This window comes from Aquabacterium sp., assembly GCF_050725395.1.
Classification (GTDB): Bacteria; Pseudomonadota; Gammaproteobacteria; order Burkholderiales; family Burkholderiaceae_C; genus Aquabacterium.
In genome coordinates, this window is the sequence record NZ_JBOHHL010000020.1 from 20,444 (window position 1) to 43,985 (window position 23,542).

Below are 23,542 nucleotides of genomic sequence, written 5' to 3' on the forward strand. Positions count from 1 at the left end.
GCCACCCCCCTCCGAAAAACACAAAGGCCCAGCCTGTGAGGGCTGAGCCTTTGTTGAGACGCTCATCGCGTCAAGCGCGGATCATCATTCGGCCGTGGCAGCTTCCGCCTTCGGCTTGTCGCTCTTCTTGGCCGGCACGATGTCCAGCTTGACTTCCATCTCGCCACCTTCGCCTTCGACCACGTCCACCGTCAGGCGACCGCCATCGACCAGGCGACCAAACAGCAGCTCGTCGGCCAGTGCACGACGGATCGTGTCCTGGATCAAACGCTGCATCGGACGCGCGCCCATCAACGGATCGAAGCCCTTCTTGCCCAGGTGGGCACGCAGCGCATCGGTGAAGGTGACCTCCACCTTCTTCTCGGCCAGCTGGCTTTCGAGCTGCAGCAAGAACTTGTCGACCACCCGCAGGATGATCTCTTCGTCCAGCGCCTTGAAGCCCACGATGGCGTCCAGGCGGTTGCGGAACTCGGGCGTGAACTGGCGCTTGATGTCGCCCATTTCATCGCCCGCCTGACGCTGCGTCGTGAAGCCGATGGTCGACTTCTGCAAGGTTTCAGCACCCGCGTTGGTCGTCATGATGATCATCACGTTGCGGAAGTCGGCCTTGCGACCGTTGTTGTCCGTCAGCGTGCCATGGTCCATCACCTGCAGCAAGATGTTGAAGACGTCCGGGTGGGCCTTTTCGATTTCGTCCAGCAGCAGCACGCAATGCGGCTTCTTGGTGACGGCCTCGGTCAGCAGGCCGCCCTGGTCGAAACCAACGTAGCCCGGAGGCGCACCGATCAGGCGGCTGACGGCATGGCGCTCCATGTACTCCGACATGTCGAAGCGGATCAGCTCGATGCCCAGGATGTAGGCCAATTGCTTGGCCACCTCGGTCTTGCCCACGCCGGTGGGGCCACTGAACAGGAAGGAGCCGATGGGCTTGTCAGGCTTGCCCAGACCCGAGCGCGACATCTTGATCGCGGCCGACAAGGCATCGATGGCCGCGTCTTGGCCGAACACCACGCTCTTCAAATCGCGGTCCAGGCTCTTGAGCTTGGAGCGGTCGTCGTTGGACACGCTGGTCGAGGGCACCCGCGCGATCTTGGCCACGATGTCTTCCACCTCGGCCCGCGTGATGGTCTTCTTCTGCTTGCTCTTGGGCAGGATGCGTTGCGCCGCGCCAGCTTCGTCGATCACGTCAATGGCCTTGTCAGGCAGATGGCGATCATTGATGAACTTGGCGGACAACTCGGCCGCAGCCTGCAAGGCACCCAAGGCGTACTTGACGCTGTGGTGCTCTTCGAAGCGCGACTTGAGGCCCTTGAGGATTTCGATGGTTTGCTCGACCGAGGGTTCGACCACTTCGACCTTCTGGAAGCGACGTGACAAGGCCGCATCCTTTTCGAAGATGCCACGGTATTCCGTGAAGGTGGTGGCGCCGATGCACTTGAGCTGGCCCGAGCTGAGCGCGGGCTTGAGCAGGTTGCTGGCATCCAGCGTGCCGCCCGAAGCTGCACCCGCACCGATCAGGGTGTGGATCTCATCGATGAACAGGATGGCGCTGGGCTGCTCTTTGAGCTGCTTGATCACGGCTTTAAGGCGTTGCTCGAAGTCACCACGGTACTTGGTGCCGGCCAGCAGCGCGCCCATGTCGAGGGCATAGACCTCGGCATCGGCCAGCACGTCGGGCACGTCCTTTTGCGTGATGCGCCAAGCCAGGCCTTCGGCGATCGCGGTCTTGCCCACGCCGGCTTCACCGACCAGCAACGGGTTGTTCTTGCGGCGACGGCACAGGATCTGGATGACGCGCTCGACTTCATGATCGCGACCGATGAGGGGATCGATCTTGCCATCGCGGGCCATCGCATTGATGTTCTGGGTGTACTGCTCCAACGGAGAGGCCTTGGGCTCGCCGCCCTCTTCCTTCTCGGTTTCGGCGGGATTGGCTTCAGACGAAGACTTGATGGGCTCCGGAGGATCGGCCTTGCGGATGCCATGGGCGATGTAGTTCACCACGTCCAGGCGTGTCACGCCCTGCTGGTGCAGGTAGTACACCGCGTGGGAATCCTTCTCGCCGAAGATCGCGACCAGCACATTGGCGCCGGTGACTTCCTTCTTGCCACTGCCAGACGACTGCACATGCATGATGGCGCGCTGGATCACACGCTGGAAGCCCAGGGTGGGCTGCGTATCGACTTCGTCGGTACCGCCCACGGTGGGGGTGTTGTCCCGCACGAACTGATCAAGGTTCTTGCGCAACTCTTCCAGGTTGGCCGCACAAGCTTTCAACACCTCGGAAGCAGAGGGGTTGTCGATCAAGGCGAGCAGCAAGTGCTCGACGGTGATGAACTCGTGGCGTTGCTGTCGGGCCTCGACGAAGGCCATGTGCAGACTCACTTCCAACTCTTGCGCAATCATGCGGTCTCCAGAATGCACTGCAGGGGGTGCCCGGCTCTGCGGGCGGCGGCAAGAACGAGTTCGACCTTCGTGGCCGCGACGTCTTTGGTGTAGACACCGCACACACCACGACCTTCGTGGTGGATTTTGAGCATGATCTGCGTTGCTGTCTCTATGTCATGGCGGAAATATTCCTGCAACACGACGATCACGAACTCCATGGGTGTGAAGTCATCATTGAGCATCACCACCCTGTAAAGCTTTGGCGGCTCCAGGCTGACTGTTTCTTTTTCGGCAATCGCCAGGCCCTCTCCACCGTCACCAGGCCCGACAGGCGGTTCGGATGAGTGGGGTTTTAACGGTTCGGTCATGAATTCATTCTACGAGACGCCATTGCCTTGTGTCTTCACATGTTGCGACAAGCCACCTGACTTCAAGGGGGGAAATTCACCCAGCTTTCACGACTTTTCGAAGCACCACAGATCAGGCTGGCATGAGCACACCGAAACGATCTGAAGGCGCCTTGGCACAAATCAAGAAAATTTCACAATGCAATATTTTTTGGATGTCAAGTCCGAAAAACCAGATCAACCTTAGGTGCTTGACACTCCCGAATCCGACCTAGAGAATGACAACAAACTAACAGGAGGGACAGTATGGCAATAGGCACTGTCAAATGGTTCAACGACGCCAAAGGGTTTGGTTTCATTGAACCTGAACAAGGTGGGGGAGACGTTTTCGCCCATTTTTCCGCCATCCAGATGGATGGCTTCCGGACGCTCAAGCAGGGCTCGAAAGTTCAGTATGAACTGATAGCCGGGCCGAAAGGCATGCTTGCGCAAAACATCCAGCCAGTCGATGCCCTCACGGCAGAGCAGGCTCAATCCGATCCCCTGAGTGATTTGCACTTCAGGGAACTGTCTGGAGGGACTGGCCACAGCTTGCCGCACTGACAGGCGGCGCTCACAAAAAACCCGCCTTCAGGCGGGTTTTTTGTTCAATCTTCAATCGCAGGTGAGCTTGCCGGGCGCTGGCGTACACGCCTCTTTGCGTTTGACGGTGCCACTGCCTTCGGTGGCGGCACGACCAGCCCCCACTTCACCGATGACGCTGTTGCGTACCTTGGACGACACATTCGCACCAGTGGGTGCCTGGCCTCCTTCAGCCACGCAATCCAGGCTGCCAGTCTTGGGCGTGCATTTGCCTGGCAACCGCAGCACCCGGCTGCCTTCGGCCACAGGCTGGCCTGAACCCACTTGCGTGACCAGTCCGCCGCGAATGCTGAGCGGATCGCCCTGCCTCACCGCACGCGCGGCGGCGGTGCCTTGGGTCTGGTCCACGGTTTTCGCCGCGGAGTTCCTCGCGGCCACGCCCGGAGCGGTCGGCGCATCCGACCTCATGGTGATCGATGAGTTGGGCCCGCCCTCGGTGTTGGGGGAAGAGGCCTGCGCCCAGACCGCCGTGGAAAGGGCTCCACAGCCTGTCAGCATGACGGCTTGAAGCAGACGGCGATGGGCAACAGTGAACATGGATGATCGGCTTGTCATAAGGATGTCCTCGGCGTTGACGCTCAGAAGTGTTTGGTCACCACAGCATTGGCGCGCGGCTGGTGGGTGCCGCCATCGGACAGGGGTTCGCCCGAAGCGCGCCAAGCCAGGTTCAGACGGAGGGAGAAATCGTTGGGGTGAGCCCAGATCATGCCCAAGCCATAGCCGCTGAGAACGCTGGAAGCTGTCGACACGGCGTTTTGCCCAAGCTTGGCGTGGCCCCAATCGTAAAAGGTGCTGAACATCAGGTCTTGCGAAGCACGGCCAAACCAGCTTTCGGGTGGCAGAAAGCGCAACTCCGCGGTCACCACGTGGCCGGTGTCGGCCGCGGCCTCGCCTGGCGCGAAGGCCCGCACGACCGTGGGACCACCGATCGCGAAACGCTCGGTGGCATCCAAGGTGGTGTTGGCAATCTGCCCCTGGTAACGCGCGTAGAACTGGAGACGGTTGCTCACCAGATTTTGCAAACGTGAATAACCCAGGCTGGCCTTGCCGAAACTGCGCTTCAACCCCACGGTGGTCGCGTCGGTGGCATCGAACTTCATGCGGCCTTGCAGCCAAGTCAACTCATAGGTGTTGACCGCGCCATTGAACACGTTGTCGCGGAAATCCCCGACCACGCCGGCCTGCAGATCATCGCTGCGCTTGCGGGAAGACACGCTGTATTCACGGTCATCGAAGCGCTTGTTTTCATAGCTCAGCAGGCTGAACACATTGAGGTTGCGCGAACGCACCAGGGGGTAGAGGCCGAAGCCGCTGGCGGCCACCACGGTGCCGTTCAGGTCGGTCGGAAAATCGTCTTTGTCAATTTGATAACGAACCTTGGAAACCGCCGCGCCCAGCCTCAAGCCATTGGAGCCCACTGGCGACACGTAGCTTGCGCCCGCGAACGCGAGGCCGCCCGACAAGGAACTCAATGCGTTGAGGGACAAAGCATCGCCCCGCCCCGTCGGGCTGACCACGGTCACGCCGCCGCTGACACGGCCCACACCGGTGTACCTGGAGCCCAAGGAGTCGAGCTCGACCCGGCCGCTGACACGGGCTTCGGCGGTGGGCGTGACCACCAATGAAGCGGTGCCGGGCTCGCGCCCCTCTCCGATTTCGAAACGGGTGCGCGCGCCTTGCAGGTCGTTGATCAGGAAAACCACGCGTTCGACGTCTTTCACGCGGATGACTTCGCCCGGCTTCAGGGCGGCGAGGTAATTCTCGACGACCTCGCGGCGCACCGGGGTGTCTTGCGGCCAGTTCAGCTCAACCTGGTCAAGACGCCCTTCGAGCACGGCGATGTGGACGATGCCGTCCTTGGCCTGTTGCTCCGGGAGGTAGGCAAAGCCCACGTAATAGCCCAGCTCCCGTTGCATGTACAGGGTGACGGCGGCGGTGGCGTTGACCAGGTCTTCGTAACCACGGCCCTTGCCAGTGAAAGGCGCCGTGATGGCCGCCAGCCGCGCCGCCGAGGCATCGGGCAGTCCGTCAACCTGGTAGGCCTGGACGTCCAGCGAGAAATCCTCTTCGGGCTTGCCCAGCTCGCGCAAAGGGGCGGAAGGCGAGGTGACCGCTGGCGTGGCGGGCTGGGCCCATGCCAAGCCCATGGCCAGCGTGAGGGCCGCAGCGGCCAGGACTTTCAGGTTCAAAGGCGCAAATAGCACGGCAACAATCCCTTTTGAAATGGTGATTTTCGAAAGATTGCCGAGGCCCGCGGCACCGCCATCCTCCGAGCACCAGTGAGGCCGGCCGATGGTATCTCAACGCCTCCAGCATGGACAGGCCGAGCCGGCAAAACACAACGGCAGCCTTGTACGTGGTCTTGACAGGCGGTCTTTCATGGCAAGGCCCCAGCTTGTGGCCAACCTCTCAAAGATTCGGAAGCCTTCGCGCAAGCATCGGCATTGAGAATCATTTGCATTTATATTATTAGGATTGGACTTGCGAACGTGAACACTTTTCACGCGGCCCCTCAAGGGCAAGCCCGTACCCAAGACCTGTGTTCGAGACCGCCTACCAGGACGCCACGGCCGGTGAAGCGGCAGGCCCGGCTTTCGACCGCTCGCGCCACGTCGGCACCTTGAGCTTCGAGGTCACGGACGGCCTGCCCTGGACCCCCACGAACTGACCCGCCCGCCAAGCAGCCGTGCTCAGGGGCGACTGACCGTCGCCATGAGCACGGCCAATCCCAGCAGCGCGGGCCCGGACACCGTGACGGCCCTGGGCCAGTAAGTCAAGGTCAGCACCACGGCGATGCCGGCGGCCGTGAGGCTCCCCAGCCATGCGACCAGGCCGATGCCGAATCCATGCCCTTTCAGGCAAATTGCCAACGAGGCGACCAGCAGAGCGGTGCCAGCCAGTTGCAATGGCACGCGCCAACGGCCGGGTTGCGCTTCGCGTCCGAAGCGATCGGACCAGTGGCGTTCCATGGCCAGACAGAGCGCGGCAAAGGCCGCGTAGGCCAGACAAAAGATGACCATGCTCATGCTCCCGCCGCCACAGGATGCTTGGCCTTGGAGGACCGCGCCTTCCGGATCGCCTTGCCCCCGTGACGTTGCAGCACCCAGGCCGCGGTGGCCAGGCCCAAGCCCAGCGCCAGCACCGTGAGGTCGAAGCCCGCGAATGCCCAGCGACCCGCCGCGAGCGTGACGCCCAAATGCGCATAGGTGGTGAAGGCATTGAGCAGCGGCAGCAAGGCGAAAAGCGCCGCGCCCACCATCAGTTGCCATCGCCACATGCCGCGCGTGGACCTCGCAAGGCCCAGCACCGCGGCCACGCCCCAGGCCGCGAAGAAGCAGGTGATCTCGGCCTCCTGTCGATCAGGCAAGCCCAAGGGCAACAAGCGGTTGGCCCAGAAATAGCTGGCCATGGCGATCGGCACACCGGCGATCGCACCGATGTTGAGCCCGTCCACCAGGCGCAAACCGAGACCGATGGGCAGGCCATGGCGGATCTGTTTGGCATGCTTCTGGCGCTCCTTGACGGCCCACAAGAGCAGACCCGTGGCCACCATGGCACAACCGGCCAGGCCAGACACGAAGAACAAGGCGCGCAGCCAGGGCTCGGCGAACCGCGCCACGTGCAAGCCATAGATCACGCCCCGCGTGGCGGCCGCGGGCGCGTCATCGCCACGCACCGAGAGCAAGGCGCCCGTGTCACCCTTGAACGTCATGACCGGGCCATTGAGCGAGATGCGGCGCTCATCGACCGGACGGACCTCGATCACCGCGCCAGCGTCCATCGGATTGACCACGGTCACATGCCCTGGCGCTACGCCCCAACGCGCCCGGGCCTGCGCCAGCAAAGGTTCCACGGCCGTCAAGGTGCCTGGCCGCCCCGTGGGCTTGGGCGTTTTGGTCTGCGGGAAGACCTCGGCGGTGAATGCCTTCTGGTCGCCCTGGTAGGCCGTCATGACGCCCCAGGGCATGTACAGCGTCATCAAGGTGATCAGGCCGCTGTAGGTGATCATCAGGTGGAAAGGCAAGGCCAGCACGCCCGTGGCGTTGTGCGCGTCCAGCCATGAACGCTGGTTCTTTTCAGGCCGGAAGGTGAAGAAGTCCTTGAAGATGCGCTTGTGCGTGATCACACCGCTGACGATGGCCACGAGCATGAACATCGCGCAAAAGCCGACGATCCACCGGGCCCACACCGCTGGCATGTAGTGCAGGTCGAAATGCAGGCGGTAGAAGAACTCGCCGCCGCGGGTCTCTCGGGCCTTCAGTTCGGCGCCCGTGGCGGGGTCGAGGAACTCGGTCTTGAAACGACCGCGGGCGTTCTTGGCGGACGAGGCCGGTGACTCGACCCAGCCGATGCGCACGGCCGGCTCGCGCGGCGTGGGCAGCTCGATGCTCCAGCGATTGGCCTTGGGGGCTTTCTCGCGCAAGGCGTTCAGGGCATGCGTGGTGGCCTGCGGGCCGGGCTGGGCTTGCAGCAACTCGGGCTGCATCCACTGCGTGATCTCCTGGCGGAAATAGGTGGCCGTGCCAGCGGCAAAGATCATGAACAGCAACCAGCCGACCAGCAGGCCTGACCAGGTGTGCAACCACGCCATGGATTGGCGGAAACCTTCTTTCATTTGCTGCTCTCCGCTGGCTACTGCTGGCTCGTCCACGCATGGCTGGCAATCAAGGCGCCAAAGACCAAGGCCGGCAGCGCCAACCCCAGCCATGCCCGCCATGCCGATCGCGCGGAGAAAACCCAGATGACCGCCCCCGCGTACACGGCGAACGACAACATCGTGGCGGTCAAGGTGGCTTCAGGCCGGCTGCCCGGCAGGGACACCGCCAAAGCACCCGTGGACAAGGCGGCGACGATGTAGCCGCCCAGGATGGCGGCCAAGGCCCTGGAGGCGACGGCCCATCGCTCGCGGGCGCTGAGCAAAACGGCCTTTTTCATGGGCCCAGGCCCGTGCTCGGGTCCACGTTGAAACTTCGGAACATGGAGGACAAGCCCTGCAAAACGTTCAAACAAGAATAATAACGATTCTTATTCTAATGCAGTGAAGGCAGCCTGACTAGTCGGCCAGCTCGTCCAGGATCGGGCAATCGGGCCGTTCATCCCCATGGCAGCACTGCGCCAGGCGCTCCAGCGTCCGCTTCATGTCCGCCATTTCGCGCATGCGCCGGTCCAGGTCGGCCACGTGGGCCAAGGCGATGCGTTTGACGTCGGCACTGGACCGCCTCCGGTTCTGCCAAAGCTTCAGCAGCTCGGCGACCTCGGTCATGCCAAAACCCAATTGGCGCGCGTGCTTGATGAAGCGCAGCGTGTGCACTTCCCGCTCGCCGTACTGCCGGTAGCCCGCCTGGGTGCGGGCCACCTTGGGCAACAAGCCCAGCGATTCGTAATGCCTCACCATCTTGGCCGAGACCCCCGATTGCGCGGCAGCCTGCCCGATGTTCATGGGCCCTGTGAACAAGGTCTCTTCGGTCATGGCGTGCGTCCCTTCCAACGGCTCAGCACCAGCGCATTGCCGACCACACTGACGCTGCTGAACGCCATCGCCGCGCCCGCGATGACCGGGTTGAGCAGCCCCAGCGCCGCCATCGGGATGCCGACCAGGTTGTAGACAAAAGCCCAGAACAGGTTTTGCCGGATCTTGGCGTAAGTTCTGCGAGAGATGTCGATGGCGTCGACCACCAGGGAGGGGTCACCCCGCATCAGCGTGATGCCGGCGGCGTGCATGGCCACGTCGGTGCCGGTGGACATGGCGATGCCCACGTCGGCGGCGGCCAGGGCTGGCGCATCGTTGATGCCATCGCCCACCATCGCCACGCGCTGCCCTGCCCCTTTGAGCTGGCCCACGAGGGCCGCCTTGTCTTGCGGCAGGACCTCCGCGTGGAACTCGTCGATGCCCAACTGCCGCGCCACCGTCTCGGCGCTGCCCCGGTTGTCGCCGGTGAGCAGCACCGTGCGCAGGCCTTGCTGGCGCAAGCGCGACACCGCGTCACCGGCCGAGGCCTTGACCCCATCGCCAAAGACCAGCATGCCCAGCAGCCTGGGCGATTGCGCATCCGTGACATCGGCCACCCAGGACACGGTCTTGCCTTGATGCAGCCATGGCTCGGCCCGCGCCTGCAGCGGTGACACGTCAACGCCCAGTTCCTGCATCAGCCGAGGGCTGCCCAACTGCAACCCGCGCTCGCCCACCTGCGCCGCCATGCCTCGCCCAGGCCATGCCCGGACCTGCGTGGCGCGGGGCACCGCCAGACCTTGCGCCCGGGCCACTTGCAACACGGCCGCCGCCAGGGGGTGTTCGCTGCCTGACTGGATGGCGGCGCAGTCGGCCAGGAAGCGGGCTTCATCCTCATCGGTGGAAGCCCAAGCGACCAAACTCGGCTTGCCTTCCGTCAAGGTGCCGGTCTTGTCGAAGACCACGACTTGGATGGCGTGCGCCACCTCCAACGACTCGGCGTCCTTGATCAGGATGCCATGGCGGGCCGCCACGCCCGTGCCCGCCATGAGGGCGGTGGGCGTGGCCAAACCCAGGGCGCAGGGGCAGGCGATGACCAGCACGGCCACCGCGTTGAGGATCGCGGTCTCCCAGTGGCCCGTGCTCAGCCCCCAGGCCAGCAAGGTGCCCCCCGCGATGGCGATCACCACGGGCACGAAGACGGCGCTGACCTTGTCGACCAAGCGCTGGATGGGCGCCTTCCCGGCCTGTGCCGACTCGACCAGCCTGACGATGCGGGACAGGGTCGATTCGGCCCCCACCGCCAAGGTCCGCACCAGCAACCAGCCCTGGCCGTTGACCGCGCCACCCGTGACCCGGTCACCCACCTGCCGGGACACGGGCAGGCTTTCACCCGTGATCAGCGACTCGTCGATTTCGCTGGCACCTTCGATCAGCTCGCCATCCACCGGCACACGCTCACCGGGACGGACCACGACGAGGTCGCCCACGCGCACCCGAGCCACCGGCACGTCCACCTCCTGCCCGCGGCGACGCACTCGGGCTGTGTCGGGCCGCAAGGCATGGAGCGCGCGCAGGGCCGCCGTGGTCTGGTGCTTGGCGCGTGTCTCCAGCCATTTGCCCAGCATGACCAGGGTGATGACCACCGCCGAAGCTTCGAAGTACAGGTGAGGCATGCCGTGCCCACCATGGCGCAACAGCATGTAGACGCTGAGACCGTAGGCGGCCGAGGTGCCCAGGGCAACCAGCAAGTCCATGTTGCCGGAACCGGCCCGCAGGGCACCCCAGCCGGCCCGGTAAAAGCGCGCGCCCAACCAGAACTGAACCGGCGTGGCCAGGGCCCATTGCCACCACCCGCCCACGGCCCAGTCCAGCCCCAGCAGCATGCCGATCATGGGCAAGACCAGCGGGACAGACAAGGCCGCCCCGACGGCGATGGGCCACCAGTCGGGCAGCCCGGAGGGCGATTCATCCCCCTCGGCGGAAACCTCTTCTTCAACCGGCCGCGCCACATAGCCAGCCTGGCCCACGGCGTCCACCAGGGTGTCCATGCCAAGCCCAGGACCGGCCGTGTGGACCGTGGCCGTTTCGGTGGCCAGGTTGACGGCCGCGGACGTGACACCGGGCACCTTGTTCAAGGCTTTCTCGACACGCGAGGCGCACGAGGCGCAACTCATGCCCTCGATGGTCATCGTCCATGCCTGATCGGGCAAGGTGGGCGCGGGGCTGGACAGGGCGGTCATGCTGGGCCTTTCTTCTGAAAACAGGGAACACGCTCTACTGTGCACCTTCCCACCATGGGAAGGTCAATGCCCGGCATGGCTTCCAGGTTTGCGGACCGACAAGGACTCCCCGGCCGGCGCCGGCTGCTCGACCTGGCGAGCAGGCTCGGCCAGCGACCCGGTCCACTCGAATGCCACGGTCCCGGCCGGAGGCCTGAACCAACCTGGGTCCTGGTAGTCACCCGCTTTCTGGCCCTGGCGCACCTTGACCACCGAGAACATGCCGCCCATTTCGATCGAACCATGCGGTCCCTGCCCCGTCATCATGGGCAAGGTGTTGTCGGGCAAGGGCATCTCCATCTCGGCCATGTCGGCCATGCCCCGGTCGCCCATCACCATGTAGCCCGGGATGAGTTGGGTGATGCGCCGCGACACGTCACGGTGGTCCACGCCGATCATCGTGGGCACGTCATGGCCCATGGCGTTCATGGTGTGGTGGCTCTTGTGGCAATGGAAAGCCCAATCGCCCTCCTCGTTGGCCACGAACTCCAGCTGCCGCATCTGGCCCACGGCCACATCCGTCGTCACCTCGGGCCAGCGCGCGGACTTCGGCACCGGGCCGCCATCCGTGCCCGTGACCACGAACTCGTGACCATGGAGGTGGATGGGGTGGTTGGTCATGGTCAGGTTGCCGACGCGGATGCGCACCTTGTCGTGCTGCCGGGCCACCAAGGGATCGATGCCGGGAAACACGCGGCTGTTCCAGGTCCACAGGTTCTGGTCCAGCATGGTCATCACCTTGGGCGTGTAGCTGCCAGGGTCGATGTCGTATGAATTCAGCAGGAAGCAATAGTCGCGCTGCACGTCGTCGATCAGGGGATGCCTGCCCTTGGGGTGTGTCACCCAGAAGCCCATCATGCCCATGGCCATCTGCGTCATCTCGTCGGCATGCGGGTGGTACATGAAGGTGCCCGGCCTGCGCGCGACGAACTCGTAGACGAAGGTCTTGCCCGGCTTGATGGTGGGCTGGGTCAGGCCGCCGATGCCGTCCATGCCATTGGGCAAACGTTGGCCGTGCCAGTGCATGGTGGTGTGCTCGGGCAGCTTGTTGGTCACGAAGATGCGAACGCGGTCGCCCTCCACCACCTCGATGGTGGGGCCGGGTGACTGGCCGTTGTAGCCCCACAGCTTGGCTTTCATGCCGGGGGCCAGCTCGCGCACCACGGGCTCGGCCACCAGGTGGAACTCTTTCACGCCCTGGTTCATGCGCCAGGGCAAGGTCCAACCGTTGAGCGTGACCACGGGGTTGTAGGGCCGGCCATTGGCAGGCACCAGCGGCGCCATGGTATCGGGCGAGGTCTGGATGACGGGTTCGGGCAAGGCCGCCATCGCGACACGGCTGACCGTCGCAGCCGCGACCGCGCCCCCCGTCAGCCCCAGACTCTGGAGGAAACTTCTTCTTGAACTCATGGTTGATCTCCGTGGGGCTTGCCGATCTGGGCCATCTGCAAATCGCTTTGCGCCAGCCAGAAATCACGCAAGGCCTCGATGTGGCCGTTGACGGCGGTGATCTGCGCGCGGGCATCGGCCAGCAGGTCGAACACGCTGATGAACATGCCGTTGTAGCGAAGCTGGTTTTCTTGCGAAATGCGTTGGCGCAGCGGCAGGATTTCGTCGCGGTAGCGCCGGACGATGTCGTGGTTGACGCGGTAATTCAGGTAGGCCTCGCGCACCTCCGACCGGGCCTCGATCGCGGCGTGGGCCAATTGATCCACCGACTGCATGTAGACCGCCTCGGCCTTGGCCACCCGGGCGCCGCCCCAATCGAACAGCGGGATTTCCAGGCGGATGTCATAGCCACGTTCGGTGCTGGGGGCATCGCTGAAGGTGTTGCGGGCCACGCCCAACTCCAACACGTTGATGACGCGGGTTACCTTGCTCAGGCCCAGGTTGCTGGCCAGTCCTTGGCTTTGCGCGCGCAGGGCTTGCAAGTCCAGGCGCGTGGCCATGGCCTGCTGTTCAAGGTCGGGCAAGTCATCGGGCGCCTTGGGCAGATCGGGCAGGCGTTCAGGCAACTTGAAGTTGGTTTGATCGCCCCACAGGCCCAGCAGCCTGGTCAGGCGTTCGCGCGCGGCGGTTCTGGCCTGCGTGGCCTTGGCCACATTGAGCGCGGCATCGGCGTAGAAGCCTTGCTCGCGGGCGTGGTCCAGCCGGCTCCAGTTGCCGGCCTGGACCATCCTGGCCGCCAGTTCTTCGCCGGCATCGGCGGCCTTGAGCACCTCTTGCGTGTAGCGCAAGGTTTCCTCCGCCGCCACGGCCATGAACCAGGCTTTGCGCGCCTCGAACGCCAACGACAAGGTCTGCGCCGTCGCCAGATGGCGTGCCTGCTCGAAGCGGCGCGTTTCGACCCGGGAGGCCCAGGGTGCCACCAGAAGGCGGGCCAGGTCGAAGTGGAAGCCGCGGTCGATTTCGGTCTCGGCACCTCGCCTCATCCTGCCAAAAGAAAACCCGGGGTTGGGCAAGCGGGTGGCTTGCACCAGGTCCGCCTCGGACATGCCGAGCTCGGCATACGAGGCTTGCAGCCGACGGTTGCTGAGCAAGGCCACCTGCACCGCGTTGTCCACCGACAAAGGCCCGGCCAGAAGCTCGGCCACACGCCGCTGCGCGGCGCTGTGCTGAGCGTCGGTCTTGGGCCACCGGGCCTCCAGGCCGATGCGGGCCTGGGTCTGCTGTTGAACCTCGGCAAAACCGCTGTCGTCGGACAAGCCGGCGCAGCCACCCAGCCCCAGGGCCAGCGCGGCCGTCAAGGCTCTGTGCTTCAGCGTCATCATCATGGGTGCCTCACTTCGCTGAATGGCCACGGCCCGGGATGAAGTCGACATGGGAAACCTCGCGAAAGGGGATCGAACACCCACGGCCAAAGCCGCGGAGCGTCATCTCTGCTGGATCGGCGCGGTCGTCAGGACAGACGCCGCGCAAGGCGTCGGATCAGGCGAGGACCGATCGCGGTGGCCGCTCCAGCCCCTCCGACAGGAAGGATGGCAAAAGCGATTTGAAGGTGGCCTCCCAGGGCGCGTGCGCCTGCAAGGCCACGGGCCAATGCGGGAAGGTGGCCACGAAGCCCAAGCCAGTGCAGCAAGAAGCGCAAGCGCTGCACTTGTCGGCCCCCTGCCCCTGCCCCTGCTGCTGATGCTGGTGGTGATCGGCATGGCCCAGGCCATCGGCGTGCGCATGGTGCTCATGCGCGGCATGGTCCTGCTCGGCCATCACCTTGGCTTGATGGTGGTGTGCAAGCCCGCAAGACAGCCTCATCACCGCCGCCATGCCCTGGACAGGGAGCGACAGGATGCACAGCCAAACGAGGAGGGTCTTGAAAAGCTTCACCATTCGAAGCTGGATTATTGCAGCGCTCCTCAACTGGCGCAACGCGGCTACCTGGCCGGCTCGGCCTCGGGCTTTTCAGACAGCTGCGGTCAGGTCCCCTCGACCTCCGACAACTCCGCCAATCGGCGGGCCAGCGACGAGGCGCTGGGATTCTCCAGGAACACGCACCGTTTGCCCGTGCGCTTGCAGTGATTCTTCACGCGCCAATAAGCCTCGTGGCTGATGCAACCCGTCTGGCAAATGACCAGGTCGGCGGCGGCCAGGGTGGCGTCCAGTTTGGCGGCACTCTCTTCATCGCCACCATCGTGGTGCAGGAAGCGTCCACCGGCATGTTCGATCAGTTGGCGGTAAGCCGGCACGCTGGCTTGGCGGCCCCCCACGCACAACACGGCGCGGTCATCAAGGCTGGTTTCCAGGCTGGGGTCCGAGTCCGGCGAGGGCCCGGCTGCTTGGGCGGTGGCCTCGTCAGCGTGGTGAAGCTTCTCGGCCAGGGCTTGCGCACGGCGCCGTTGGTTCTGGGCCTCTTGCTGGGCCAGCGCCAAGGCACGTTCGAGTTCATGGATGCGCTCGATCTGCCGTTCGCCCTGGCGTGCCAGTTCATGGCGAGTCTTCAAGCCAGGCATGGCGCTTTCCAGGGCCTGCAGCGACTCCTTCATCGTGGCCACGGCGGTGTCACGACCGATCAAATCCGCCCTCAACTGCACGATCTGGCTTTGCAGTGACTCCTGCCGACGCGCATGTTCTTCGGTCAACACCGCATTGCGCCGTTGGGCGTCGCCCAGCGCCCGGGCCAGCGCAGCGTTCTCCTCAACCACGGCTTCGAAACGTTGCACATTGACGCGTTGCGCGGCGCCCACCTGGTGCTGGATCATGTGCACCTGGCCCAGCACCAAGTGCTCCAGTGCCGGCGTGCAACGGGCATGGGTCACGGTGGCCCACAGCGCCCCCGCCATGTTCACCTGGGCGGTTTCGGTCCACCAGACCAGCAAAGCTTCTGGCGACTTGGCTTTGGCGGATTGCCGCACGCACAGCATGAAGCTGCGGTCCAGCTCGCGTTGAAGTGCCTCGGCCAGTTTCGTGCGGACCTTGCTGTCCGTCACCACACCGCAGTGCAACTCGTAGTCATCGGCCACGGTGACACCGCCCAGCACTTTGTCGACGATGCGACGCAAGCTTGAGATGGGCAGGCACACCCCGATGACCGGGCAATGCACGTGATCGCTCAGTTCCCAGAGACGCCGACGACGCGAGCCATCACGGACGACCGGCTGGCGGGTCATCACCGTGGCGCCGGTGCCCATGACCGCCTGGCGCACGATCGTTTCAAGCTCTTTGGGGTCATGCTGGCACATGCGGGCTCCGGCTTTGAATCAGGTGCGTTCTGGAAATCCACCAGACCATTCCCGCCATTGGCGCCCCCACTCGATGCCAATGGCGTGCACTTCACCCAGCCGCGACGGTATCGACAAGCAACACCGCTTTCTCAAAGGTCGCAATGGATGGTGAATTCACAGAACGCAAGGCAATTGTAAATGCAAATCAATCTCATTTCAATATGGCCGCGAGAAAAGCAGGGGATTGGTTCAGGGCCTCGCCCCGACGTCGTCTTGTGATTGAGCCAGCAGCGCCACGGTGTGCCGGGCGATCATCAGTTCTTCATCCGTCGGGATGACCCAGGCCGAACACGCGCCGCCTGGATGGCTGACGCGTGGACCACGCGCGCGATTGGCGGGCTCGTCGATGCTCACCCCCAACCAAGCGCACCCTTCGATCACCCGGCGGCGGATCTCATCGGCGTTTTCGCCGATGCCCGCGGTGAACACCAGCGCATCGAGCCCACCCAACTCGGCGGCCAGGGAGCCGATCTCGCGCACCGTGCGGTGCACGAAGAGGTCGACGGCCAGCCGCGCGCGAGGTTCATCGCTGGCCAGCAGCACACGCATGTCACTGGAGATCCCCGACACGCCCAGCAGGCCGGACTGCTTGTACAGCAGTGTTTCCAGGGCCCGAGCATCCATGCCGCGCTGGTCCATCAGCCAGATCAGCACACCGGGGTCGAGCTCGCCGCAACGCGTGCCCATGGGCAAGCCTTCGAGCGCGGTGAAGCCCATGGTGCTGGCCACACTGCGGCCATTTTGCATGGCGCAGGCGCTGGCGCCATTGCCCAGGTGCAGGACGATGACCTTGCCCTGCGCCAGTTCGGGGGCCACTTCGGGCAATCGCCCCGCGATGTATTCATAAGACAGCCCGTGGAAGCCATAGCGCCGCACGCCGGCTTCGTGCAATTCGAAGGGCAAGGCGTAGACCTGGGCGACCTCGGCGTTGCTCCGGTGAAAAGCCGTGTCGAAGCAAGCCACCTGAGGCACGCCCGGCAAGACCTCGAATGCCAAGCGGATGGGCGCGAGGTTGTTGGGTTGGTGCAGCGGCGCCAAGGGGGACAGGGCGTCGAGTTGCGCCAGGATGTCGGGCGTCACGATGACCGGGGCCGCATGCTCCAGGCCGCCGTGCACCACGCGGTGACCGATGCCCTGCAAAGTGATGTCGGGCACCAGTTCGCGCACGAACGCCATCACGTGGCGAAGCGCCGCTTCGTGGCCCAGCGTGGCGCCTTCTTCCCACCGATGCTGGCCGATGACTTGGCCGGCGGGGTCTTTGGCGGTGAAGGCCGGCGACGTGCCCAGCCCTTCGACCAAGCCGCGCAGGGCCAGGGTCAAATTGCCATCCTCCAAACCGTACAGCGAGAACTTCAGGCTCGACGAGCCTGCATTCGCCACGGCCACCATGTCCTTGTGTCCTGATGTCATCCAACCGCCTCGATTGCTGCAGCGCAACACGCCATGTCGACGAAGTCTATACTGGGCCTTGTCCAATCTGGCAGGGCCGCGATGTCGACACCAAGCACCTCCGTTCACCCGCACTACGACCGATTGATCGACACCGCGCGCAAGTTGCCGCCTCTGCGGGTGGCGGTGGTCCACCCGACCAACGAAGTCTCGCTGAACGCGGCGCTGGAGTCTGCCAGGCTGGGCCTGATCACGCCCATCCTGGTCGGGCCGCGGGGCAAGATCGAAGCCGCTGCACGGCAGTCGGGCATCGACCTGAGCGGCATCACCCTCATCGACGCGCCGCACAGCCACGGCGCCGCCGAGGCGGCCGTGGCCATGGCCTTGAAAGGCGAGGTCGATGCCCTGATGAAGGGCAGCCTTCACACCGACGAGTTGATGGGGGCCGTGGTGCGCCGCGATGGCGGTCTGCGCACCTCTCGGCGCATCAGCCACTGCTTTGTGATGGACGTGCCCGGTCACGAGCAGCCCCTGATCATTTCCGATGCCGCCATCAACATCGCGCCCACGCTTGAAGAGAAGGTGGACATCGTGCAGAACGCGATCGACCTGGCGCAGGCGCTGCAGATGTCGCCCGTGCTGGTGGCCGTGTTGTCGGCGATGGAGACCGTCAGCTCCAAGGTGCCCTCCACCCTCGACGCCGCCGCGCTGTGCAAGATGGCCGACCGTGGGCAGATCACCGGCGCGGTGCTGGATGGCCCGCTCGCGATGGACAACGCCATCGACGCCGAGGCCGCGCACATCAAGGGCATCGTCTCGCCCGTGGCGGGGCGAGCCAATGTGTTGATCGTGCCCGACCTCGACGCGGGCAACATGCTGGCCAAGAGCCTGAGCTTTCTGGCCCGCGCTTATGCGGCAGGGGTGGTGCTGGGCGCGAAGGTGCCGATCATCCTGACCAGCCGCGCCGACTCCGAGCCGGCTCGCCTGGCCTCGTGCGCGGTGGCGTCGATGCTCGCGGAGGCTGCCCGGCAGGGAAGAACCAAGGCCGTGGGCTAACCCCTCCCCTGGTTTGAGCGTTTCAACAACACACCTTGGGAAAACATGCGGTCACATCTTTAACATCTCGCCACCAGCCGGAATCCCTTCGGCTGGAGGGATGAACATCCAAAAATGGAGTCAAGATGTTGAAGAAAGCACTGCTGAGCCTGGTGGCCAGCACGAGTCTGTTGGGCACCGCGGCCTGGGCCGACAACGAAGCCAAGCTGGCCCCGCTGCTGGGCGCCGGCCTGACCTTGGGTGGCGACAAGGTGGCCACGATGGTTTACACCAATGGCAACGAAAGTTCGGTGACCGCAGGCGGCCTGCTGGACCTGCGTGCTGGTCTGGACTACAGGTTTGCCAATTCGCCGGTGTCCATCCAGGCCGCCATCGGCTACCACGTGGCCAACGCCAGCGCCCGGAACGGCAACGTCACCTTTTCGCGCTTCCCCATCGAGTTGTTGGCGCACTACCACGTGACCGACAGCTGGAAAATTGGCGGCGGCGCACGTCAGTCCACCGGAACGAAGCTGAGTTCATCGGGTGTGGCCAGCAACGTTGGCGACTACAAGTTTGACTCTTCCGTGGCCGTGGTCGTGGAAGGCGAATACCTGTTCACGCCCAAGTTCGGCTTGAAGGTGCGCTACGTGAACGAAGAGTACGAGGTCAAGAACTTGCCTGGTGCCGACAAGATCGACGGCAGCCATGTGGGTGTGATCGCCGTTTACTACTTCAAGTAAAAAACCGACATCCCACGCATGACAAACAGGCGCCCCATGGGCGCCTGTTTTCACATGAAGCCGCCATTTTGGCCGTCGGGATTGATCGAAATGCTCAGAAGCAGCGCCAAAACGGTCATCGACAAAGCCTGGCTTCCTTCCTAGGATCGCGCCACAGTCCACCCACTGGCGCACCGACCATGAGCAGCTTTGCCCCGATCTACACCGATGACCAACGCGCCATGCAGGACGCCGCGAGGTCCTTCGCCCGGAAGGCGCTCGCGCCGCATGCGGCCGAATGGGACAAGGCCGCTCACCTGCCGGACACGGTGGTGGCGCAGATGGGAGAACTGGGCTTGCTGGGCCTGCTGGTGCCGCCAGAATGGGGTGGCTTCAAGACGGATGACCTGGCCTATGCCCTGTGCATCGAGGAGGTCGCGGCGGGTTGTGCTTCCTCGGCCGTGCTCATGAGTGTGCACAGCTCGGTCGGCTGCGTGCCCATCCTCAAGTTCGGCACGGAAGCGCAGAAGCGGCAATGGCTGCCGCGCATGGCCACTGGCGAGGTCATCGGCGCGTTTTGCCTGACCGAACCGCAGGCCGGGTCGCAGGCCGATGCGCTGACAACCCGCGCCGTCCGCGATGGCGATGCCTGGGTGCTGAACGGCGCCAAGCAGTTCGTGACCAACGGGGCGCGTGCGGGCGTGGCCATCGTGTTCGCCGTGACGAATCCCGAAGCAGGCAAGAAAGGCATCTCCGCCTTCCTCGTTCCAACCGAGACGCCAGGATTCAATGTGGGCCGCCCGGAGCACAAGATGGGCATCCGCGCGTCGGACACCTGCCCCATCACGCTCACCGACTGCCATGTTCCCACCCAAAGCCTGCTCGGCCTGGAAGGCGAAGGTTTGAAGATCGCGCTGTCGAATCTGGAGGGTGGCCGCATCGGCATCGCCGCGCAGGCGGTGGGCATTGCCCGGGCTGCCCTGGAGGCCGCGGCCAGGTATGCCAGCGAACGGGTGCAGTTTGGCCAGGCGATCGCACAGCACCAGGCCATCGGCCACACCCTGGCGGACATGCAGACCAGGCTCAACGCCGCCCGCCTGCTGGTGCACCACGCCGCACGCTTGCGCTCAGCCGGCGTGCCATGCATCTCGGAGGCATCCCAGGCCAAGCTGTTCGCGTCCGAGGCCGCCGAATGGATCTGCTCCAAGGCCATCCAGGTCCATGGCGGCTACGGCTACCTGCAGGACTACGCGGTCGAGCGCCACTACCGCGATGCCCGCATCACCCAGATCTACGAGGGCACCAGCGAGATCCAGAAGCTCGTCATCGCCCGCCAACTGCTGCTCGACACCCAGGACCGTTCATGAACACCACCGCCCCCCTCTACACCGCCGACCAAACTGTCCGCCTCCTGGTCAACGGCGAATTCGTGGCGTCCATCGCCGTGGAGCGCCGCCCCATCGTCAACCCGGCGACCCAGCAAGTACTGGCGCACACGCCCTGTGCGACGCCGGATGAGGTCAATGCGGCGGTGGCCTCTGCCAAGGCTGCCTTCGCCACCTGGCGGCAAACACCGATCGCCGCGCGCATGCGCATCATGTTGCGCCTTCAGGCGCTCATCCGCGAGAACCTGCCACGCATCGCCCGCGTACTCACCGACGAGCAAGGCAAGACCCTGGCCGACGCCGAGGGGGACATCGTCCGTGGACTGGAGGTGGTCGAGCATGCCTGCTCGGTGGGTACGCTGCAGCTGGGCGAATTCGCCGAGAACGTGGCCGGTGGCGTGGACACCTACACGCTGCGCCAGCCCATTGGCGTGTGCGTGGGCATCACGCCGTTCAACTTCCCCGCGATGATCCCGCTGTGGATGTTCCCCATGGCGATCGTGTGTGGCAACACCTTCGTGCTCAAGCCCTCCGAACAAGATCCGATGAGCACCATGGAACTGGTGCGGCTGGCGCTGCAAGCCGGTGTGCCGCCCGGCGTGTTGAACGTGGTGCACGGCGGCAAAGAGGTGGTCGATGCCTTGTGCAGCCATCCGGATGTCGCCGCCGTGTCCTTCGTCGGCTCGACCGCGGTAGGCACGCATGTCTACGACCTGGCAGGCCGTCACGGCAAGCGGGTGCAAAGCATGATGGGCGCGAAGAACCACGCGGTGATCCTGCCCGACGCCCACAAGGAGAACACGCTCAACGCCATGGCGGGCGCCGCGTTCGGTGCGGCCGGTCAGCGCTGCATGGCCGCGTCGGTGGCCGTCTTCGTGGGCGAGTCGCGGCATTGGCTGCCGGAACTGGTGCAGCGCGCCCGGGCCCTCAAGGTCAACGCCGGAGTCGAACCCGGCACCGATGTCGGTCCGGTGATTTCCACGACGGCCAAGTCCCGCATCGAACAACTGATCGCCAGTGGCGTGAGCGAAGGCGCGCAGCTCCTGCTGGACGGACGGGACGTCAAGGTTCCTGGGTATGACCAAGGCAACTTCGTCGGCCCGACGGTGTTCGGTGGGGTCAAGACCAGCATGCGCATCTACACCGAAGAGATCTTCGGGCCGGTGCTGGTGTGCCTGGAAGTGGCCACGCTGGCCGACGCCATCGCGCTGGTGAATGCCAACCCCTTCGGCAACGGCGTGGCCCTGTTCACGCAGAGCGGCGCGTCGGCGCGTCGCTTTCAAAGCGAAATCGATGTCGGCCAGGTGGGCATCAACGTGCCCATTCCCGTGCCCGTTCCGACCTTCAGTTTCACGGGCTCGCGTGGCTCCAAACTCGGCGACCTGGGTCCTTATGGCAAGCAGGTCGTGCAGTTCTACACGCAGACGAAAACGGTCACGGCGCGCTGGTTTGACGACGATGCCATCTCGGCCGGCGTGAACACCACCATCAGCCTCAAATGAGCGAGGGACAAGCCATGGTGATCGCGTTCATAGGCCTGGGCAACATGGGCGCGCCCATGGCCCGCCACCTTTTGAAGGCGGGCCATGCGCTCGCCGTGCATGACCTCAACATGGCGGCCGTGGATGGCTTGGTGGCCGAGGGCGCTCGCCGGTGCGGCTCGCCCGCCGAAGCAGCGACCGACGCCGAACTGGTGCTGACCATGTTGCCTGCCTCAGCCCACGTGGAGAAGGTCCTGGCGGGCGACCAGGGCGTGCTGAGCGCCATTCAAGCCGGCGTGCCGATCGTCGATTGCAGCACCATCGATCCGGCCACCGTTCGCCGACTTGCGCAACTTGCACGCGCGCAAGGCAACGATCTGGTGGACGCCCCGGTCTCCGGTGGCACGGGCGGCGCGGTGGCGGGCACCCTGACCTTCATGGTCGGCGCCTCCGACAATCTCTTTGCAAAAATCCAGCCCGTGCTGCAGCACATGGGCCGACGCATTGTCCATTGCGGCGATGTCGGCAACGGCCAGGTTGCCAAGATCTGCAACAACCTGGTGCTGGGCATCTCGATGATCGCTGTCTCGGAAGCCATGGCCCTCGGCGTCAACCAGGGCATCGACGCCAAAGTGCTGGCCGACATCATCAACGCCTCGTCCGGCCGTTGCTGGAGCTCGGACACCTACAACCCCTACCCAGGCATCATCGAAACCGTGCCTGCGTCGAAGGGCTACCAGGGCGGCTTCGGCGTGGACCTCATGCTCAAGGACTTGGGCCTGGCGGCCGAGGCCGCGCGCCAGAGCCGCCACCCGCTGCCCATGGGCGCATTGGCACAGCAGCTCTACCAGGTGTGGAGCCTGCAAGGCAAGGGCCATCTGGACTTCTCTTCCATCATCCAACTGCTGAGCCGTGCGGACGCCACTTGAGGACACCCCATGATCGACCTTCAACAGCAAGGCCACACCGCCCTGGTGACTTTGAACCGGCCACCGGCCAATGCTTTCAGCCTTGAAGGCTTGCGTCAGCTGCGCCAAACCGTCTTGGACCTGAACACCAACGCCGCCGTGCGCGCCCTGGTCATGGGCAGTGGCGCCAAGTTCTTCTGCGCCGGCGCCGACCTCAACACCTTCGCGGAAGGCGATCGGAGCAAGGCGCTGGACATGGCCCAGGCCTTTGGCGCGGCCTTCGAAGCCCTGGCCGAGTCGCGCCTGGTGACGATTGCCGCCATCAACGGCTACGCCATGGGTGGCGGCCTGGAATGCGCCCTGGCCACCGACATCCGCGTGGCCGAGCAGCATGCACACCTCGCCCTGCCCGAGGCCGCCGTGGGTCTGTTGCCTTGCGGCACTGGCACGCAGATGCTGCCCGCGCTGGTGGGCGAAGGCTGGGCCAAGCGCATGATCCTGCTGGGCGAGCGAGTCGACGCCGCCACCGCCTTGCGCATCGGCCTGGTGGAAGAAGTGGTCGACAGCGGCCAGGCGCTGGCCAAGGCCTTGGCGCTGGCCGAGCGCGTTGGCGCGCAAAGCCCGGACAGCGTGCTGGCTTGCAAGGGTCTGATCCATGCGGCGCGGGAAGGCGTGCCGCGGGCGGCCGCCTTGTCGCAAGAACGCGAGCGCTTCATGGCACTGTTCAACCAGCCCAACCAGCGCGAAGGGGTCAATGCCTTCCTTGAAAAGCGCAAGGCAGCCTGGCAATGACGGG

Annotated in this window: 21 protein-coding genes and 1 pseudogene; 8 read left to right on the forward strand and 14 right to left on the reverse strand. The window is 64.6% G+C overall.

Annotation, left to right across the window (positions count from 1 at the left end):
• Positions 1–84: 84 nt before the first annotated feature.
• Positions 85–2,406, reverse strand: coding sequence for an ATP-dependent Clp protease ATP-binding subunit ClpA (gene clpA, locus ACREB4_RS13255; protein WP_431588697.1), 2,322 nt, complete (start codon positions 2,404–2,406; stop codon positions 85–87).
• On the reverse strand, positions 2,403–2,756 hold the full coding sequence (clpS, locus tag ACREB4_RS13260) for an ATP-dependent Clp protease adapter ClpS (protein ID WP_431588698.1): 354 nt from the start codon (positions 2,754–2,756) through the stop codon (positions 2,403–2,405). Before clpS ends, clpA begins: the two co-directional genes overlap by 4 nt.
• Positions 2,757–3,041: 285 nt before the next feature.
• Between clpS and ACREB4_RS13265 the strand changes: the two are divergent.
• Positions 3,042–3,236: pseudogene (locus ACREB4_RS13265) on the forward strand (cold-shock protein); the annotation flags it as partial.
• 153 nt (positions 3,237–3,389) lie between these two features.
• Here ACREB4_RS13265 and ACREB4_RS13270 read toward each other — a convergent pair.
• Together ACREB4_RS13270 and ACREB4_RS13275 are read right to left on the reverse strand one after the other, a co-directional pair.
• Positions 3,390–3,914, reverse strand: a complete 525-nt coding sequence (locus tag ACREB4_RS13270; protein WP_431588699.1) for a hypothetical protein — start codon at positions 3,912–3,914, stop codon at positions 3,390–3,392.
• A gap of 41 nt (positions 3,915–3,955) precedes the next feature.
• The gene (locus ACREB4_RS13275) at positions 3,956–5,581 is read right to left on the reverse strand and encodes a ShlB/FhaC/HecB family hemolysin secretion/activation protein (RefSeq protein ID WP_431588700.1); all 1,626 of its coding nucleotides are present in this window, start codon (positions 5,579–5,581) and stop codon (positions 3,956–3,958) included.
• Between the two features lie 335 nt (positions 5,582–5,916).
• Here ACREB4_RS13275 and ACREB4_RS13280 point away from each other — a divergent pair, with 335 nt between their 5' ends.
• Positions 5,917–6,045 carry a hypothetical protein gene (locus ACREB4_RS13280; RefSeq protein ID WP_431588701.1) on the forward strand — a complete coding sequence of 43 codons (129 nt, stop codon included), beginning with the start codon at positions 5,917–5,919 and terminating at the stop codon, positions 6,043–6,045.
• A 22-nt stretch (positions 6,046–6,067) separates the two neighbouring features.
• Here the strand turns inward: ACREB4_RS13280 and ACREB4_RS13285 are convergent, their stop codons facing one another.
• From ACREB4_RS13285 to ACREB4_RS13330, 10 genes are all read right to left on the reverse strand, one after another.
• Positions 6,068–6,397 carry a DUF3325 domain-containing protein gene (locus ACREB4_RS13285; RefSeq protein WP_431588702.1) on the reverse strand — a complete coding sequence of 110 codons (330 nt, stop codon included), beginning with the start codon at positions 6,395–6,397 and terminating at the stop codon, positions 6,068–6,070.
• A 2-nt stretch (positions 6,398–6,399) separates the two neighbouring features.
• Positions 6,400–7,992 carry a PepSY-associated TM helix domain-containing protein gene (locus ACREB4_RS13290; protein ID WP_431588703.1) on the reverse strand — a complete coding sequence of 531 codons (1,593 nt, stop codon included), beginning with the start codon at positions 7,990–7,992 and terminating at the stop codon, positions 6,400–6,402.
• Positions 7,993–8,009: 17 nt separating this feature from the next.
• Positions 8,010–8,312 (reverse strand): DUF3649 domain-containing protein, encoded by a 303-nt coding sequence (locus tag ACREB4_RS13295; protein WP_431588704.1) that lies wholly within the window; start codon positions 8,310–8,312, stop codon positions 8,010–8,012.
• A gap of 118 nt (positions 8,313–8,430) precedes the next feature.
• On the reverse strand, positions 8,431–8,847 hold the full coding sequence (cueR, locus tag ACREB4_RS13300) for a Cu(I)-responsive transcriptional regulator (RefSeq protein WP_431588705.1): 417 nt from the start codon (positions 8,845–8,847) through the stop codon (positions 8,431–8,433).
• The gene (locus ACREB4_RS13305; RefSeq protein ID WP_431588706.1) at positions 8,844–11,069 is read right to left on the reverse strand and encodes a heavy metal translocating P-type ATPase; all 2,226 of its coding nucleotides are present in this window, start codon (positions 11,067–11,069) and stop codon (positions 8,844–8,846) included. The genes cueR and ACREB4_RS13305 overlap by 4 nt, the downstream gene beginning before the upstream one ends.
• A gap of 63 nt (positions 11,070–11,132) precedes the next feature.
• On the reverse strand, positions 11,133–12,518 hold the full coding sequence (locus tag ACREB4_RS13310; RefSeq protein WP_431588707.1) for a multicopper oxidase family protein: 1,386 nt from the start codon (positions 12,516–12,518) through the stop codon (positions 11,133–11,135).
• A complete protein-coding gene (locus tag ACREB4_RS13315) occupies positions 12,515–13,882 on the reverse strand; it encodes a TolC family protein (protein WP_431588708.1) in 1,368 nt (455 codons plus the stop codon). The genes ACREB4_RS13310 and ACREB4_RS13315 overlap by 4 nt, the downstream gene beginning before the upstream one ends.
• 154 nt (positions 13,883–14,036) lie before the next feature.
• Positions 14,037–14,435, reverse strand: a complete 399-nt coding sequence (locus ACREB4_RS13320; protein WP_431588709.1) for a hypothetical protein — start codon at positions 14,433–14,435, stop codon at positions 14,037–14,039.
• 86 nt (positions 14,436–14,521) lie between these two features.
• Entirely contained in the window at positions 14,522–15,784 is a 1,263-nt protein-coding gene (locus ACREB4_RS13325; protein WP_431588710.1) for a DUF2325 domain-containing protein, read from the reverse strand.
• A 231-nt stretch (positions 15,785–16,015) separates the two neighbouring features.
• Positions 16,016–17,236 carry an acetate/propionate family kinase gene (locus ACREB4_RS13330; protein ID WP_431588711.1) on the reverse strand — a complete coding sequence of 407 codons (1,221 nt, stop codon included), beginning with the start codon at positions 17,234–17,236 and terminating at the stop codon, positions 16,016–16,018.
• An 81-nt stretch (positions 17,237–17,317) separates the two neighbouring features.
• On the opposite strand from ACREB4_RS13330, the gene ACREB4_RS13335 reads away from it, so the two are divergent.
• The 6 genes from ACREB4_RS13335 (at position 17,318) to ACREB4_RS13360 (ending at position 23,538) form a co-directional block, all read left to right on the forward strand.
• Positions 17,318–18,271 (forward strand): phosphate acetyltransferase, encoded by a 954-nt coding sequence (locus tag ACREB4_RS13335; RefSeq protein WP_431588712.1) that lies wholly within the window; start codon positions 17,318–17,320, stop codon positions 18,269–18,271.
• Between the two features lie 125 nt (positions 18,272–18,396).
• Entirely contained in the window at positions 18,397–18,993 is a 597-nt protein-coding gene (locus ACREB4_RS13340) for an outer membrane beta-barrel protein (RefSeq protein ID WP_431588713.1), read from the forward strand.
• A 179-nt stretch (positions 18,994–19,172) separates the two neighbouring features.
• The gene (locus ACREB4_RS13345) at positions 19,173–20,339 is read left to right on the forward strand and encodes an acyl-CoA dehydrogenase family protein (RefSeq protein ID WP_431588714.1); all 1,167 of its coding nucleotides are present in this window, start codon (positions 19,173–19,175) and stop codon (positions 20,337–20,339) included.
• Positions 20,336–21,859 (forward strand): CoA-acylating methylmalonate-semialdehyde dehydrogenase, encoded by a 1,524-nt coding sequence (locus tag ACREB4_RS13350; protein WP_431588715.1) that lies wholly within the window; start codon positions 20,336–20,338, stop codon positions 21,857–21,859. Before ACREB4_RS13345 ends, ACREB4_RS13350 begins: the two co-directional genes overlap by 4 nt.
• Positions 21,860–21,873: 14 nt before the next feature.
• Complete coding sequence (gene mmsB / locus ACREB4_RS13355) at positions 21,874–22,767, forward strand: 3-hydroxyisobutyrate dehydrogenase (RefSeq protein ID WP_431588747.1); 894 nt, start codon at positions 21,874–21,876, stop codon at positions 22,765–22,767.
• Positions 22,768–22,776: 9 nt separating this feature from the next.
• Complete coding sequence (locus ACREB4_RS13360) at positions 22,777–23,538, forward strand: enoyl-CoA hydratase (protein ID WP_431588716.1); 762 nt, start codon at positions 22,777–22,779, stop codon at positions 23,536–23,538.
• Positions 23,539–23,542 lie beyond the last annotated feature (4 nt).